This is a genomic window from Agrobacterium tumefaciens (genome assembly GCA_025559845.1).
In the GTDB taxonomy this organism is placed as follows: domain Bacteria; phylum Pseudomonadota; class Alphaproteobacteria; order Rhizobiales; family Rhizobiaceae; genus Agrobacterium.
This window is the reverse complement of record CP048469.1, coordinates 651590-666288: the sequence shown is the minus strand read 5'-3', so window position 1 is coordinate 666288 and position 14699 is coordinate 651590. Positions and strand designations below refer to the sequence as shown.

Below are 14699 nucleotides of genomic sequence, written 5' to 3'. Positions count from 1 at the left end.
CGTCGCGCCTCAAGTCCGCCTGCCGCGCAAGCCGCGGGCGGTCACGAGCGCCAGTATAGAGACCAGCACTCCAAGGCCATAGAGATAGACCATCGGCATCAGGATGTCGCCGCGTTCCATTTCCGCAACAAGATTGCTGGCGGCGGCGACGGTTCCACTCGCCCCTGCTCCGGCGGCAGCGCCAAGCGTTGATACCGTGGGCAAAAGTGCGCCGGTCATTTCCCGTTCGGTATCGGGTGCGGCTTCCATCGCTGCCTGGCTGATGCCTGCCCAGGACATGCCGAAGGCGGAACCAATCAATATCTGGCCAGCGAGCATCTCCAACCAGTTGCCATTAACGAGGCCAAGCCCGAGGAGCGCGCATCCAGGCACCATTTGCCATGGGCCATAATGCAGGCAAATTGCCCGCAATCTCGCTGATCTGAGACTGCCAATGACCATAGCAATGAAGCTCCAGGACAGTGGCATCGTGACCACGATGAACCCGGCGAATGTCGGCTCATAGCCCCAGAGATTGATCGCGACATAAGCGAGGTAAACATTGCCGAGCGCATGCGCATAAGACATCAGGAACAGCACCCAGAAACCACTGCCGAGTACGCTGTTCAGGCGAAACGCATTTCTTGGAAACAACCCGATAGAAGGACGCGTGCCTGATTTGAGCGATGCCCACAACAGCATTGCACCGCCAACAAGTGCAAGGACACGCAACAGCGTGCCGTCAAAGGCCGACGGCGCTGAAAAGGCAAGTGCGCCAGCAAGGCACAGGAAAAGCGGCACGAAGGGCCTGCGCGTTGACACAACCGGCTTTTCAGTTGGAACGGCCATAACAGTATAAACGACGAGTAGCAGGATCAGCGGCGCGGACAGCAGGAATGTTGCCCGCCAGGACAAGTGTTCGGTGGCAAAACCGCCGGTCAGCGGTCCAACGAAGGAGGCAATCGCCCAGATCGCTGCTTCGATGGCGAAGACTTTCGGCAGAAGATCTGACCTGAAGCCCGCGGGAATGAGGCTGTAGCAGACGGCAACGATCAGACCATCCGCGACACCTTGCAGAGCTCTTCCCATCACCACCCAGAGAAAGTCGCCGGCGATGGCGGACAGGATCGATCCGAGTGAAAAGATCAGGCAGCAAAGCAGAAGAACGAAGCGTGCGCCAAAGCGCTGGCGGAACAGAACAGCGGTAACGCCACCTGCAACAGAGCCGACAAAATAAACACTGTAAGCCCAGCTGTAGAAGGCCGCCCCGCCAATCTCACTGACAGCAACGGGCAGCGCCGTTACCACCGCGAACTGATTGAAGGCGTGCAGGCCGATACCGGCGGAAATAACCGTCAGAAGCGCGAGGTTCGCGCCGCTCAACAATTCCAGCCACCCGTTGCGCTCGACCATTTCCGAATTCACCACTGCCGTATCCTTTCTGTTTTTCGATACGGCGGGCAAACTAGAACCTCAAGCGCAGTTGAGGTCAAGCGGCATTTCTGATCAATGAGGCAGGCATGCTGTCTGCCACTTTCAAGCAGCTCGTTCCGGCGAGTAACCCACGTCGCGAATTGCATCTTCCGCTTTTGCCGCATCACCGGCGACGGTGACTGTGTGAGCAGCGAGGTCGATGTTGACCGAGCTGCCGGGCAGCGCTTCGGCGAGGGCGCCACGTACGGTCTTTTCGCAATGGCCGCAGGTCATATCAGGCACGAGGAACGTGGTGGTCATGGTCTTCTCCAGTGAGTATTGTCTTTTGTGGTTGTGCACCTTGCCATAGTGGCAAGGTCAAGCGGTTTTCGCTGAGCTGTGGTGCGCCGGTTCAATGCCAGCCAGATCGTCGAGAATAGGACAATCCGGCCGATGGTCACCGCCGCAGCAATGGGCGAGATGCGAAAGCGTCTTCACCATGCCCTTCATCTCGGCGATCTTGCGTTCGAGATCGGCGACATGGGCAAGAGCAATGTCCTTCACAGCGGCGCTCTCACGGCTTTTATCCTGCCAGAGTTTCAGCAGCGTCTCTGTCTCTTCAAGCGAGAATCCGAGTGTGCGGGCGCGCTTGATGAAGCGCAGGTTGTGAACGTCCTGCTCGCCGTAGACCCGATAATTGTTCCCCGTGCGGGCGGCCGGGGTAACGAGGCCGATCTGTTCGTAATAACGGATCATCTTGGCCGAAACGCCGGACGCATCCGATGCCTGTCCGATATTCATGCCGTTGCCTCCTTTGCAGAAACTCTGGCCGTTTTGAGCCGCAGGGCATTGGCCAGCACGAACACGCTGGAAAGCGCCATGGCGCCTGCGCCGATCATCGGCGACAAGGTAATGCCGAAGGCCGGATAAAGAACTCCGGCGGCAACGGGGATCAGCGCCACGTTGTAACCAAACGCCCAGAACAGGTTTTCCTTGATATTGCGGATCGTCGCCCGGCTCATCTCGACGGCATTGACCGCACCGGTCAGATCGCCGCCGACCAGAACAACATCCGCGCTTTCAATAGCAACGTCGGTGCCGGTACCAATGGCAATGCCGATATCGGCCTCGGCCAGTGCCGGTGCATCGTTGATACCATCTCCGACAAAGGCCACCGTCTTTCCACCCTCGCGTAGCGAGTGGATTGCTTTTACCTTGCCTTCCGGCAACACCTCGGCCACCACCTTGTCGATCCCGACCTGTCTGGCGATGGCATTTGCTGTGCGCGCATTGTCGCCCGTCACCATCACAACCTCTATGTCCATGTCCTGCAGAGCCTTGATGGCACTGACGCTCGATGGCTTCAGCGGATCGGCCACAGCAATGGCACCGGCAAGCTTGCCATCAATTGCGGCGTAAAGCGGTGTCTTGCCTTCATCACCCATCCTTGCGGCCGCATCGGTAAAAGCATCGACAGCAAGCCCAAGCCTGGTCATATATCTGTCGGCACCCACCTCGACCCTGCGGCCGTTGACGATGGCGGCGATGCCGTAGCCTGTCACGCTCTCAAAGCTCTCGACAGTTTGGGGGTTGAGTCCCTCCGGGCCCGACAGCTTCCGCTCCTCCGCCGCCTTGACTATGGCTTCGGCAATCGGATGTTCCGAGTGGGCCTCCACGGCTGCAACCAGCGTCAGAACCTCGTTTTCCTCAAAACCGTCAGCAACGACCAGATCGGTCAATTCAGGACGGCCTTTGGTAATGGTCCCGGTCTTGTCGACCACGACGATGTTTGCCGAGCGCAGTTCCTGCAGTGCCTGTCCCTTGCGGAACAGCACGCCAAGTTCAGCGGCGCGACCGGTTCCGACCATGATCGAGGTCGGTGTGGCTAGGCCCATGGCGCACGGGCATGCGATGATGAGGACGGCAACCGCATTGACCAGAGCGAAGCTATAGGCGGGTTCCGGACCAAAGATCGCCCAGACTGCAAAGGTCAGAATAGCAATGGCGATCACCACCGGCACGAAAAGCGCAGTGACACGGTCGACCAGCAACTGGATCGGCAGTTTCGAGCCTTGCGCTTCCTCGACCATGCGGATGATCTGCGCCAGCATCGTGTCGGCACCAACCTTGGTGGCGCGAAACTTGAAGGCACCTGTCTTGTTGATCGTACCACCGACAACTTTCGCACCGGCAAGTTTTTCAACCGGCACCGGTTCGCCGGAAATCATCGATTCGTCGACATAGGACGATCCTTCGATGACCTCGCCATCCACCGCCAGCCGTTCGCCCGGACGAATGACGACGATATCACCTTCCCGCACATCTTCCGGTGCAATCTCGAGCGTCTTGCCGTCGCGTTCGACACGCGCAGCTTTGGCCTGCAGGCTTGCCAGTTTGCGAATGGCATCGCCGGTCTTGCCGCTGGCGCGGGCTTCCAGCAAACGACCAGTCAGGATCAACGTCACGATGACAGTCGCGGCTTCGTAATAAACATAGTGCGCCTCTTCAGGCAGCAGCGATGGCGCAAAGGTCACAACGGCCGAGTAGAGATAGGCTGCGGTGACGCCGAGTGCCACCAGCGAGTTCATTTCCGGCGCACCGCGCAACAAAGCCGGGAAACCGGCTCTCAGGAACCGCAAGCCTGGCCCGAAGATCACCGCCGTCGCCAGCAGGAAATAGAGGTAATAGAGATCTTGTGTGTCGATGATGCCCATCAGCCAGTGGTGCATCGGTTCATAAAGATGCCCACCCATTTCCAGCACGAACAGCGGCGCAGTGAGTATGGCGGCAATCGTCAGATCGCGCTTCAGTGCACCCTCGTCACCGGCGTGATGCATATGATCGTGACCGCCGCCCGCATCTGGATGATGGGCGTGCTCCGAATGGGAATGGTGATGTGCCGCCGTCGGCGCCTGCAAGACAAATCCGGCGGTCTTTGCCGTTTCTACCAGCATGTCGCGTTCGCGACGTCCACCTATACCGTCAACGAAGACCTTGCCGTTTGCCAGGTTCACGTCAGCAGAAAAAGTCGTCGCGATTGCGGTCAGAATTCCCTTCAGACGATCAGCATCCACCGCGCTTTTCAGTCCTTCGACGGAAAATTCGTGACGTTCAGGGGCGACTTCATAACCAATCTTCTTGATTGCTGCGCCTAACGTCTTTGCCGAAAAACCCTTTGCCGGTTCAACCGTCAGCTTCTTGGTGGCAAAATTGACCGAACTCGCCGCAACGCCCGGCACTTTCGCCGCTGCGGTCTCGACGCGACGCACACAGGATGCGCATGTCATGCCTTCAACGGGGATGGAAACCGGCTCATGGGAGTGTGCATGGGCGCTGGGGTGTCTGACTGTCTCGTTCATGGGAATTCCCCTTTCGAGGAGCTTTGTTGCAGCATGCCGTGTCACGAAACCGCTTAGCAGTCCTGCTCGGCATATACCATGTAATGCTTCCCATCATGGGAAGGTCAAGGCCTGATCAGCCGTTTTCACATTTTGCCAAAAAAACCGTTGCGCCACCGCAATCGGGGTCGTTTTCAACATGATCCACCAAACGAAAATCATGCTGTGACAACAGGCTTTCATATTCGCTGCGGGCAAGGCTTGCATGGTAGAGCGGCTTACCCTGAAAGCGCCCGATTGCCTCGCCGTGTTCTGGGCCTGCCGTAAACATTAGGGCCGCGCCGGGACTGGCGTGCCTGCGAAACACATCGAACATATGCCGCTGATCCTCCACTGTCAGATGGAAAAAACTATGCCAGGCAATCAGGCCATCGAAGCGCCGGCCAAGCGCCAGGTCGCGCATATCGGCGATAGCCCAAAGGCTATCCGGAAAACGGGTCCGGGAAAGCGCAATCAACGGACCGGAAGCGTCGATCCCGGTCACCTCATATCCGCTTTCGATAAAGTAGCGCGCGATGGGATCACCCGCCCCGCAGCCGATATCGAGAATGGAGCCATCTGCGGGCAAAAGAGAAAGGAACCTGTCGAGCCAGGTTTTTTCGACCAGCCCGCGCCCTCGCTGGGCGTCGAAATCAGCGGCGTGGTCGGTATAGAGGGCAATGATCTCGTCGGAAGCGTTCATCATGGCCCTCCTCATTTTACAGTCGGATTGCCATCCAGGCGGTCACCGGTGCACGGCCAGGCGTGGGACATCACGCAGGAAAGCATCGCGAACAAGTGGCCCTAGCGGTTCCGTCGATGGCTTGTCGGAAACCTGCAAGCGGGCAAAAACGATATGCTGACCTTCGCGTTCCGCCCAGCCGACAAACCAGCCGAAAGGACGGTTGTTATCGGGATTGCCGTTGGCATCACGCATAACACCGCTTCCGGTCTTGCCATGCACCTTCCAGCTTTCCGGGGCGTCAAACACTGGAACAAGCGCACGGGTCTTGGCTTGCGCGTCACGCGAAATCGGCAGGTTACCCGCCAGAAGACGGCGAAGAAAGCCGACCTGCTCGACAGGAGAAATGGTCAGCGACGAGCCGAGCCAGGAGTGGGTAAGGCCATTGTCCTTGCCGGGATCACCCGAGACGTCTGCATTGCCGTAACCGAGCCGCTTCACATAGGCTGCGAATTTTTCGGGGCCGAGCCTGCGGGTCAACTCCCGCGAATACCACAGCACCGAATCCTGTTCCCACATGGTCGGATCAACCGTCTTGCGATCCTGAGCGCGCGCTTCAATGCCCGGCTTCCAGTCCCAAGCGGGTGTTTTCTCATCCTGCAGAATGCCGCTATCGAAGCCGATGACCGCCAGCGGCACCTTGAAGGTGGAGGCCGGTGCGACGCGCTGATCACAGGCGCCTTGCTGGTTGATGACTGCGCCGGTCTCAATCGACGTGACAAGCGTGCATTCGAAAGCCTGCGGTTTTGGCTGCTGAGCAGATGCGGCATGGGGTGAGGTACCCGCAAGAACCAGACAGGATAAAACCGTGGCAGTCAGCCGATAGCGCATGCGTTTTGATGTCCCTTGTCCGTCGTTCGCGGACTTTTTTGCCAGAATGACCTACGGCCTAGGAAAACCATGGGGCAGGATTAGGGCCAAGCGGGTTTCCCGTCAGTCTTCGTCTTTCTCACCCACCGTCAGCGGCCAATCGACCACATAATCCTCAAAGTCGTCAACATCGACGTCCGTTTCGCTGACGGTGCGACCGCGTGCGGAAATGCCTGCCTGATGGACCGTTTCCGTATCGCCGGAAATCAGATAGTGCCACCAGTAAAGATCCTTGCCATCCCGCACCAGCGCGTAGGCGCAGGTCGGCGGAAGCCAGCCAATCTCATCCACCTTCTTCAGGTCAAGCTGGATGCAATCGGGCACTGTGGCACGGCGGTTTTCATAGTCGGAGCAACGACAGCTCTCGCCATCCAGCAACTGACATCGCACCGAGGTGAAGACCACTTCACCGGTGTCCCAATCTTCCAGCTTGTTGAGACAACAGAGTCCGCACCCATCGCACAGGCTTTCCCATTCCTCGCCGGTCATTTGCTCCAGCGTTTTGGTTTTCCAGAACGGGGCATCATTTATCGTTAACATTTTCGTCTCATTTTGATCCATCAGGCTACGCATAGCTTAGCCCGTTTGTCGTATCGCAATCGGCTGGAATATAAGATATTCCTTAATTCCGGCAGAGTGGTGATGAGGAATGACCCGCGCAAGGTTATTGCGTCAAGCATTGCTCGCCCCATCGAACAGGAATTCGCTTCAGGTGCAGGAAGAAAAAGACAAGAAACAGGCGAGACGCAAACGCCACATTCTGCTTCGGATCGATTCATTCATCGACTCGGGCCTGTGGACGGCTGCAGCGAGGTTTGTCGATTTCTGGGAGGAAGTTACCATTGCGTCGCGCAAACTGCACGTGCGCGGCTGGAAAAAACTTCTCGTCAACCTGACCGGCGATGCGCTGACCTTCGGAACCGCCGGTTCCGTGGTGCTCCTGGCGCTTGCCATGCCCGCCTTCGAGGAAACGAAGAAGGACTGGCGTTATCGTGGCGACTTTGCCGTCACCTTCCTCGACCGTTACGGCAATACGATCGGCCATCGCGGCATCATCCATGAAGGCTCCGTGCCAATCGATCAGATGCCCGATCATTTCATCAAGGCCGTCCTCGCGACGGAAGACCGGCGCTTTTTCGAGCATTTCGGCATCGACTTCATTGGCCTTGCGCGCGCCATGAGCGAAAACGCCCGTGCCGGTGGCGTCGTTCAGGGTGGCTCGACGCTGACGCAACAGCTCGCCAAAAACCTGTTCCTGACCAATGAGCGCTCGCTGGAACGCAAGATCAAGGAAGCCTTCCTGGCATTGTGGCTCGAAACCAACATGTCGAAGAAGGAAATTCTCAGCCTTTATCTCGACCGCGCCTATATGGGCGGCGGCACCTTTGGCGCGGCCGCAGCGTCGCAATTCTATTTCGGCAAGAACCTGACCGACGTGACGCTGGCGGAATCCGTCATTCTGGCCGGCCTCTTCAAGGCACCGGCAAAATACGCACCGCACGTCAACCTTCCCGCAGCCCGTGCCCGCGCCAACACCGTTCTTTCCAACCTCGTACAGAGCGGTCTGATGACCGAAGGACAGGTGATCGGGGCACGCCGCAATCCGGCGACCGTTATCGACCGGGCCGATGTGAAGGCACCCGATTATTTCCTCGACTGGGCCTTCGATGAGGTCCAGCGTCTGGCAGCTGAGGGCAAATTCAAGGACCATACCGTCGTCGTGCGCACGACCATCGATACCGGACTGCAACAGGCCGCCGAACAGGCGATGGAAATGGGTCTGCGCGAATATGGCGAAGGTTACCGCGTCAAGCAGGGCGCGATGGTGATGATCGAAAACGGCGGTGCCTTGCGCGCCATGGTTGGCGGTCGTGACTACGGCGAAAGCCAGTTCAACCGTGCAACCGCGGCAATGCGCCAACCCGGCTCTTCCTTCAAGGTCTATACCTACTCCGCTGCCATGGAAAAGGGCATGAAGCCGGATACACTGATTTCCGATGCGCCCGTGACTTGGCGCGGCTGGTCACCGCAGAACTACGGCCGCTCCTATGCGGGCAAGGTGACGTTGCAGGTGGCGCTCGCCAAATCCTACAACACGGTGCCTGTGCGACTGGCCAAGGACGTGCTCGGCACGCAGGTCATCGTCGATACGGCAAAGGCGATGGGTGTCACGACACCACTTCGCAGCGACAAAACCATTCCGCTTGGCACCTCGGAAGTAACTGTGCTCGATCAGGCGACGGCGTACGCGGTATTTCCGGCAGACGGCATGCAGTCCCGCCGTCACGGCATCGAACAGGTGCTGAACTACGAGGGTGACGTTCTCTATGACTTCGGCCGCGATGAACCACCGGCCAAACGCGTGTTGTCCGAAGAAGCCAATTCGAAGATGAACCAGATGCTGGTGACGATCCCGGTCATGGGAACGGCACGGCGTGGCGCGCTCGAAAACGGCATCGTGTCGGGCGGCAAGACCGGCACATCGCAGGCCTATCGTGACGCCTGGTACGTGGGCTTTACCGGCAACTACACAACAGCTGTCTGGTTCGGTAATGACGACTTCACGCCAACCAACGAGATGACCGGCGGCGCTCTTCCGGCCATGACCTATAAGCGATTGATGGATTATGCGCACCAGGGCATGGAACTGCGCGCCATTCCCGGTATTCAGAACCCGCTGCCGACAGGGGTGCGCCCGCAGCCTTCCGCCGAGGCGGCAACCGCGTCTGCCGCCGGACAGACGATGCCGGCGCTCACCCGCCCGCGGTCGCTTTCCGCCGAAGCGACCCGTGTCATTCGCTCCATCGCCAAGAAGATGAAAGAAGCCACTCCACTGACGCTGACGACACAGAAGGTGGCGGCCGCTGCTTTGCGTAACGGGTCGGAAGAACCGGAACGGCGCTGACAACTCCTTTTTCCAGCGGCAGGCAAGAGGCGTTTTCCGCCTCTGAAGCAGAACCTTCACATGCCCATTTTCATGCTTGACCTCAACTGCGCTTGAGGTTGCAGAGTGCCATCGCAAACGCGATCCGGCGCTTGCAATCGCATTTTGCATGACGATCGAGGAAGACATATGGTGAAAATAAATACGCTGTTCGAAACCCATTTGACGGTTTCAAACCTGGAACGCTCAATCGATTTTTATCGCAATGTTGTGGGTCTGGAACTGGCGCACAGGGTCCCAGACAGACATCTGGCATTTTTCTGGATTGGTGCACGTGGTCAGTCGATGCTTGGCCTTTGGTCGATTCATTCCGCACCGATCAACACCAGATTGCATCTGGCATTCAGCGTTGAACTCGATCAGGTTCTCGCTGCTCCAGATTATCTCAGGTCCAAGAAGGTCGAGCCTCTAGGCTTTGCCGGCGCCCCCAACATCGAAGAACCGGTTGTCTTTCCCTGGATGCCTGCGGCGAGCGTCTATTTCGACGATCCCGACGGCCACTCGCTGGAATATATCGCCTTTCTCGAGGACAAGCCCAGAGCAAATATACCGCAGGTAAAAAGCTGGACCGAGTGGCAGGCTATCCGTCGTTAGCCCGCAACTACAATTTCAAACTTCGCCCAATAGCGCCGCGCGTGCGGCGCTTACCACACTCGCCGTCAAACCGGACAGGCGGTCGGCGGCCATGCGGTTCACCTGCCAGTAGAGTGGAATGTCGAGCGGGATGCCCGGTATCAATTCCAATAATCGTCCGGCCTCAAGATGATCCTTAACGAGCAGGCTGGGGTTCATGCCCCACCCCATGCCGGAAAGGCTCGCCTTCACGAAGCCATCAGTCGATGGCAACCAGTGGGTTGGATAGGACATGTCCCGACCGAGCGCGGATTTGATCCAGCGATTTTGCAGCCGATCCTTCTGATTGAACGTGATGCCCGGAGCCGCAGCAAGCGATGTCGCTGTAACGCCATCGGGAAAAAAGCGCCGCATGAAATCGGGGCTGGCTGTTGCATGAAACCGCAGAATGCCGAGCGGCGTGACTCGGCAACCCTGCACCGGCTTGGCGTGTGCCGTGACGGCGGCCAAGACTTTGCCACGCTGCAACCACTCGACGGTATGGTCCTGATCATCCACGGCGATGTTGACAAGAAAATCGGATGTCCGGCTGAAAGCAGAGACGGCATCGAGAAACCACGTGCCGAGACTATCGGCGTTGGTGGCGACATTCAGCGTGACGCGCGTGTGCGTCGCCCCTTCCTCCGCGAGCGTGGGCAGTTGCCGGAACAACTCAGTTTCCAGCATGCCCACCTGCTCCATATGGCGACAGAGCCACTCCCCCTTTTCCGTGGCGGTGCAAGGGGTTCCGCGGACAATGAGCACGACACCAAGCCGTTCTTCGAGCTGTTTGACCCGCTGCGAGACGGCAGATGGCGTGACAAACAGCGCTGCCGCCGCCTTCTCGAAACTGCCAGTCTGCGCCACCAACGCCACAGCCCGCATAGAGGGATAGTCGATCATTAGTTTTCCTTAATCCGGATAAACTTGTTTAATTGGATTAATGCAGGCCAAACAATTATCCAAGGCTTCGTTTTCTATTGAGGGGCTACTAACGCGTGGATTTACAGGTTTTCTTCACCGGCCTGATGATGGGTCTCAGCTTGATCGTCGCCATCGGCGCACAGAACGCCTTTGTTCTGAAGCAGGGGCTGATGCGCTCGCACGTCTTTGCTGTCTGCCTGACCTGCGCCTTATCGGATGCCCTGCTGATTATTGTCGGGGTCACCGGTTTTCGGCAGATCAGCGCCGTAATGCCGGCGCTCGATCCGATCATGCGGTATGCGGGTGCCGCCTTCCTCATCTGGTACGGCGCAAAAAGCCTCCATTCGGCATTCCGCTCGTCCGGAGCGCTCTCCGTTGCGGAGCGCAAAGAGGTTAGCCTGTGGCAGACACTCGCCATCTGCCTGGCACTGACCTTCCTCAACCCACATGTCTATCTCGACACAGTGGTCCTGCTCGGTTCGCTATCGACACAGTTTCCCGGCTTGGAAAAAACCTTCGCAGCCGGCGCGGCGACCGGCTCGCTCGTGTTTTTCTTCTCGCTCGGTTACGGCGCACGGTGGCTGCGGCCCCTGTTCGAAAAACCCGCCGCCTGGCGAATTCTCGAAGGGCTGATTGCCGTCACCATGTGGATCATCGCCTTGACGCTCCTCAAGGGCGCTTAAAGGTCGGGGACATCGGCCTCGCCCAAGTCCCAGTAGAGCCCCGCCATGATTGCCAGTCCTTCTCGGGCAATCTGCTTCGGGAGATGTTCGTTCGGTGCATGCTGCGAACAACCGGGATAGGAGTGGGGAACCCATATGGTCCGAAGCTTGAGGATATCGGCGAAGATGTCATTTGGCAGGGAGCCGCCAAGGTTGGGCAGCAACGCGGGCATCTTGCCTGAACTCAATGCGATGGAGTCCACCGCCCAACCGACCCACGGATCATTCGGGTCGAGCCGGGTTGCACGGAAAATCTCGTCACCTGCAGCAACGATCTTCACCATGGGAAACCCCTGTCGATCGAGATGCCGGCGCACGGCGGGGACGACAGCTTCCGGATCGATGCCGACAACGAAACGCAGTTGCAGTCGCGCCCATGCCCTTGGCGGGATTGCGTTGACGGGCGAACGCGGATTACCGGTCTCGAAAGCCAGCACTTCCAGTGCACACCAGCCGAAAACCCGCTCTGCCGTGGAAAGACCGGGCTCTCCCCAATCCGCATCAATCGCGGGCCCGTCTGGCCCGCCGTCGATTTCACAATCGGCCAGAGCATCACGCACCGCCTGCGGCAAGGCGTCTGGCACCAGTTCCGGCACGCGGATCTGTCCGGTCGGGCCGACAAGGCTCGCGATGGCGTGGGCGAGTTGCACGCCCGGATTGGAAAGCGCCCCTCCCCAGTTGCCGGAATGATGTCCGCCCTCTCGGGCCTCGATCACCAGATCGAACGTGATACCGCCACGCGCACCGAGAAAAATGGTCGGACGCTCCGCGTTCAATCGCGGCCCGTCGGAAGCAATCAGAAGATCGGCCTTCAGCCGGTCACCATGCTCGCGGCAGACTTCCCTGAGCCCCGGCGAGCCGCGTTCCTCCCCCATTTCGATCAAATATTTGGCGTTGAAGCCCATCTTTCCACGCGTTTCAATGACAGCTTTCAGCGCCGCCATATTGATGGAATGTTGCCCCTTGTTATCGGCCGTGCCGCGGCCGTACCACTTGCCGTTCAGCTCGGTCATGCGCCACGGTGAACGCCCGTCTGCCCAGCCTTCATCCAGACCGCGCACAACATCGCCATGACCGTAACCCAGCACTGTCGGCAAACTCTCTCCCTCGAAGCGCTCAGCCATCAGAAATGGCAGACCGGAAGTAGGATCGATGACAATTTCGCTGGTAAATCCCATATCGGTGAAAGCGGGCTTCATTTCGGCTTCGAGATAGAGCGACAGGGCGTCGGCGCTCGCCTCGTTCTGGCTTTCCGTGCGCAAGCCAACCCGCCGGGCGAGGTCCCGGACGAAGCCGCCCTCATCAAAATAGGCGGTTGCGTGGTCGATTGCGGCCTGTCGCGTCATCATGAAGTTCCCGTTTCCGTTGATTTTTACTGAGACTAGACAAGCCCCGGCATTTTCCAAAGGGGGAATCAGTGATAACCCTCGACCTGTTCAAAAACAGGAAGACAGCGTGTTTCGAGTTCCATTCCTCGTCGGTATCGCCCTTCTGATCGCTTTCGGCGGCGGCATCGCGTCAACGCTGGTTGCGCTCGAAGCCACCTCCGGGTTCGGTTCGATCCGCATTGGCCCATGGGATGCGTTCCCCGAAGCACAGACGATCGAGGCCGACCCATATGCCAAATCGCATCGCGCCGATGCCGGCAAGTTGCTGTACGGCACTGCCGAGGGGCTAAGCTTTACCGCTTCGGTCGACAGCGAAGGTCAACGCCTGACGGGTGAGTGCCGCTACCGTCTGGCTGGCACCGTTCCACCCTCCCGCTTCTGGACGCTTTATGCGGCGGACCAACAGGGCAACGTACTTGCGGATGCATCCGGTCGGCCGTTCGCACTCAACTCCCGCACGCTGTTGCGTGAGCCTGAGGGCGGGATTGATGTCGCAATCGCTGCAACGGCTCAGACCTATAACTGGCTTTCAGTGCCGCAAGGCCAGACCTTCAAACTGGTGATGACGCTGCTCGACACGCCTGTTGCCGGAAGCTCGGGGCTTATCGATATCTCGATGCCAGAAATCCGCAAGCTGGAGTGCGGCAATGCTTAGGTTCCTGCTTGCCATTGTGACCGGTCTGGTGGGAGCAGCGGCGCTGCACCTCGTCATCCTGCTGTCGATCCCGCACTTTTCCAACCGCGATGCCAATACGCGCGCGGTGGCCGAGGGCAAGCTTCATGATTTTCATCTCCTGGAAAAGACGGTGGAAAAGCCTTCGCTAGGCAGCGGTGATCCTTTCATGCGGGTCGCGGTATGCACCTTCGACATCGAAGAAAAACCAGTGCGGCTCACCGCCATCGGCGCTGTGCCTTTCTGGTCGGTCGCTGTTTACGACAAGGCTTCCAATGAGGTTTTCAGCATGAACGACCGTACGTCAGCGGGTGGCGTCATGGACATTCTTGTTGCCGATGCGGTCCAGATCGCAGCCATCCGCAAGGCGCAACCGCCAGCGTTGTCACAGGCCATTCTGGTGGAAGCGGATCAAACCGAGGGCTATGTGGTGTTGCGGACGATGGTGCCGCAGCCGAGCTTTGGGGAAGAAGCGGAACGCTTTTTGAACGAGGCAAAATGCCAGCCGACGCCGTGGAAGTGACGCCAATAAGAGATGCGATCAGGATTTAAGCGCGGTCTCGGTGTTTGACTTGCTTTTACGCGCTGCTTTCTTCGGATGCGTATCGCGCTTTTCATAGTGCACGCCGGTAAACAGCAACACTTTAGCTGGACCGATGCCCCGCGTCCCTGCATCTACGCCGGAACGTGAACTTCGACGGGCTTCGTCCAGCGGAATAATCTCTGCCATGCTCATCTCCTCTTCGGGACATGATTGTTGTTGCTACTGGGAACCGCGCAAGCCTCGTCTTGCATCGGGAATTTCATCACCATTCACATATCAGCGCATGCCATTCGGGCTTTTTATTCCGGCGTCGAGGATAACATGGAATCCTAATATTGCCCATGAAATTACAAACACGGACAGGTTAATGATCCGTTAACCTTAATTTACGACCAATCGTTTCATGTCAGCCGCATTTCACCCGTTGGAAACCCTGCAAATCCAGCAAAGTTCCACGATTTCCGGCAATTTCAGCAGCCTTAAAATTTCGTTGTTGATAAGCATCAAACAT

The 14699-nt window shown here is 58.3% G+C and carries 15 protein-coding genes; 5 read left to right on the top strand and 10 right to left on the bottom strand.

The genetic code is table 11. The features are described from left to right. Nucleotides 1-9: 9 nt before the first annotated feature. The 7 genes from FY156_03265 to FY156_03235 all read right to left on the bottom strand — a co-directional run bounded on the left by FY156_03265 (nucleotide 10) and on the right by FY156_03235 (nucleotide 6912). Nucleotides 10-1392 (bottom strand): MFS transporter, encoded by a 1383-nt coding sequence (locus tag FY156_03265; protein ID UXS03006.1) that lies wholly within the window; start codon nucleotides 1390-1392, stop codon nucleotides 10-12. 123 nt (nucleotides 1393-1515) lie between these two features. Then, nucleotides 1516-1713: a heavy-metal-associated domain-containing protein gene (locus tag FY156_03260; GenBank protein ID UXS00576.1), complete on the bottom strand. Its 198-nt coding sequence runs from the start codon at nucleotides 1711-1713 to the stop codon at nucleotides 1516-1518. 57 nt (nucleotides 1714-1770) lie between these two features. After that, nucleotides 1771-2193 carry a Cu(I)-responsive transcriptional regulator gene (cueR, locus tag FY156_03255; protein ID UXS00575.1) on the bottom strand — a complete coding sequence of 141 codons (423 nt, stop codon included), beginning with the start codon at nucleotides 2191-2193 and terminating at the stop codon, nucleotides 1771-1773. Continuing rightward, nucleotides 2190-4751, bottom strand: a complete 2562-nt coding sequence (locus tag FY156_03250) for a copper-translocating P-type ATPase (GenBank protein UXS00574.1) — start codon at nucleotides 4749-4751, stop codon at nucleotides 2190-2192. Before FY156_03250 ends, cueR begins: the two co-directional genes overlap by 4 nt. Before the next feature lie 115 nt (nucleotides 4752-4866). Continuing rightward, the gene (locus FY156_03245) at nucleotides 4867-5475 is read right to left on the bottom strand and encodes a class I SAM-dependent methyltransferase (protein ID UXS00573.1); all 609 of its coding nucleotides are present in this window, start codon (nucleotides 5473-5475) and stop codon (nucleotides 4867-4869) included. A 39-nt stretch (nucleotides 5476-5514) separates the two neighbouring features. Continuing rightward, on the bottom strand, nucleotides 5515-6342 hold the full coding sequence (gene blaOXA, locus FY156_03240; protein ID UXS00572.1) for a class D beta-lactamase: 828 nt from the start codon (nucleotides 6340-6342) through the stop codon (nucleotides 5515-5517). Nucleotides 6343-6444: 102 nt separating this feature from the next. Beyond that, nucleotides 6445-6912, bottom strand: a complete 468-nt coding sequence (locus FY156_03235; GenBank protein UXS03005.1) for a YcgN family cysteine cluster protein — start codon at nucleotides 6910-6912, stop codon at nucleotides 6445-6447. Between the two features lie 181 nt (nucleotides 6913-7093). Between FY156_03235 and FY156_03230 the strand changes: the two genes are divergently transcribed. Next, nucleotides 7094-9286: a penicillin-binding protein gene (locus FY156_03230; GenBank protein UXS00571.1), complete on the top strand. Its 2193-nt coding sequence runs from the start codon at nucleotides 7094-7096 to the stop codon at nucleotides 9284-9286. A gap of 168 nt (nucleotides 9287-9454) precedes the next feature. Next, on the top strand, nucleotides 9455-9919 hold the full coding sequence (locus tag FY156_03225) for a VOC family protein (protein UXS00570.1): 465 nt from the start codon (nucleotides 9455-9457) through the stop codon (nucleotides 9917-9919). Between the two features lie 15 nt (nucleotides 9920-9934). Here the strand turns inward: FY156_03225 and FY156_03220 are convergent, their stop codons facing one another. Continuing rightward, nucleotides 9935-10840 carry a LysR family transcriptional regulator ArgP gene (locus FY156_03220; GenBank protein UXS00569.1) on the bottom strand — a complete coding sequence of 302 codons (906 nt, stop codon included), beginning with the start codon at nucleotides 10838-10840 and terminating at the stop codon, nucleotides 9935-9937. Between the two features lie 95 nt (nucleotides 10841-10935). Here FY156_03220 and FY156_03215 point away from each other — a divergent pair, with 95 nt between their 5' ends. Beyond that, nucleotides 10936-11544: an amino acid transporter gene (locus FY156_03215; GenBank protein UXS00568.1), complete on the top strand. Its 609-nt coding sequence runs from the start codon at nucleotides 10936-10938 to the stop codon at nucleotides 11542-11544. Here the strand turns inward: FY156_03215 and FY156_03210 are convergent. Continuing rightward, nucleotides 11541-12929 (bottom strand): M20 family metallopeptidase, encoded by a 1389-nt coding sequence (locus tag FY156_03210; protein UXS03004.1) that lies wholly within the window; start codon nucleotides 12927-12929, stop codon nucleotides 11541-11543. The two genes, FY156_03215 and FY156_03210, sit on opposite strands and share 4 nt — an antisense overlap. A 109-nt stretch (nucleotides 12930-13038) precedes the next feature. On the opposite strand from FY156_03210, the gene FY156_03205 reads away from it, so the two are divergent. Then, the gene (locus tag FY156_03205; GenBank protein UXS00567.1) at nucleotides 13039-13626 is read left to right on the top strand and encodes a DUF1214 domain-containing protein; all 588 of its coding nucleotides are present in this window, start codon (nucleotides 13039-13041) and stop codon (nucleotides 13624-13626) included. Beyond that, a complete protein-coding gene (locus FY156_03200) occupies nucleotides 13619-14167 on the top strand; it encodes a DUF1254 domain-containing protein (protein ID UXS00566.1) in 549 nt (182 codons plus the stop codon). The genes FY156_03205 and FY156_03200 overlap by 8 nt, the downstream gene beginning before the upstream one ends. An 18-nt stretch (nucleotides 14168-14185) precedes the next feature. Here FY156_03200 and FY156_03195 read toward each other — a convergent pair whose 3' ends face one another. Next, entirely contained in the window at nucleotides 14186-14374 is a 189-nt protein-coding gene (locus FY156_03195; protein ID UXS00565.1) for a hypothetical protein, read from the bottom strand. Nucleotides 14375-14699 lie beyond the last annotated feature (325 nt).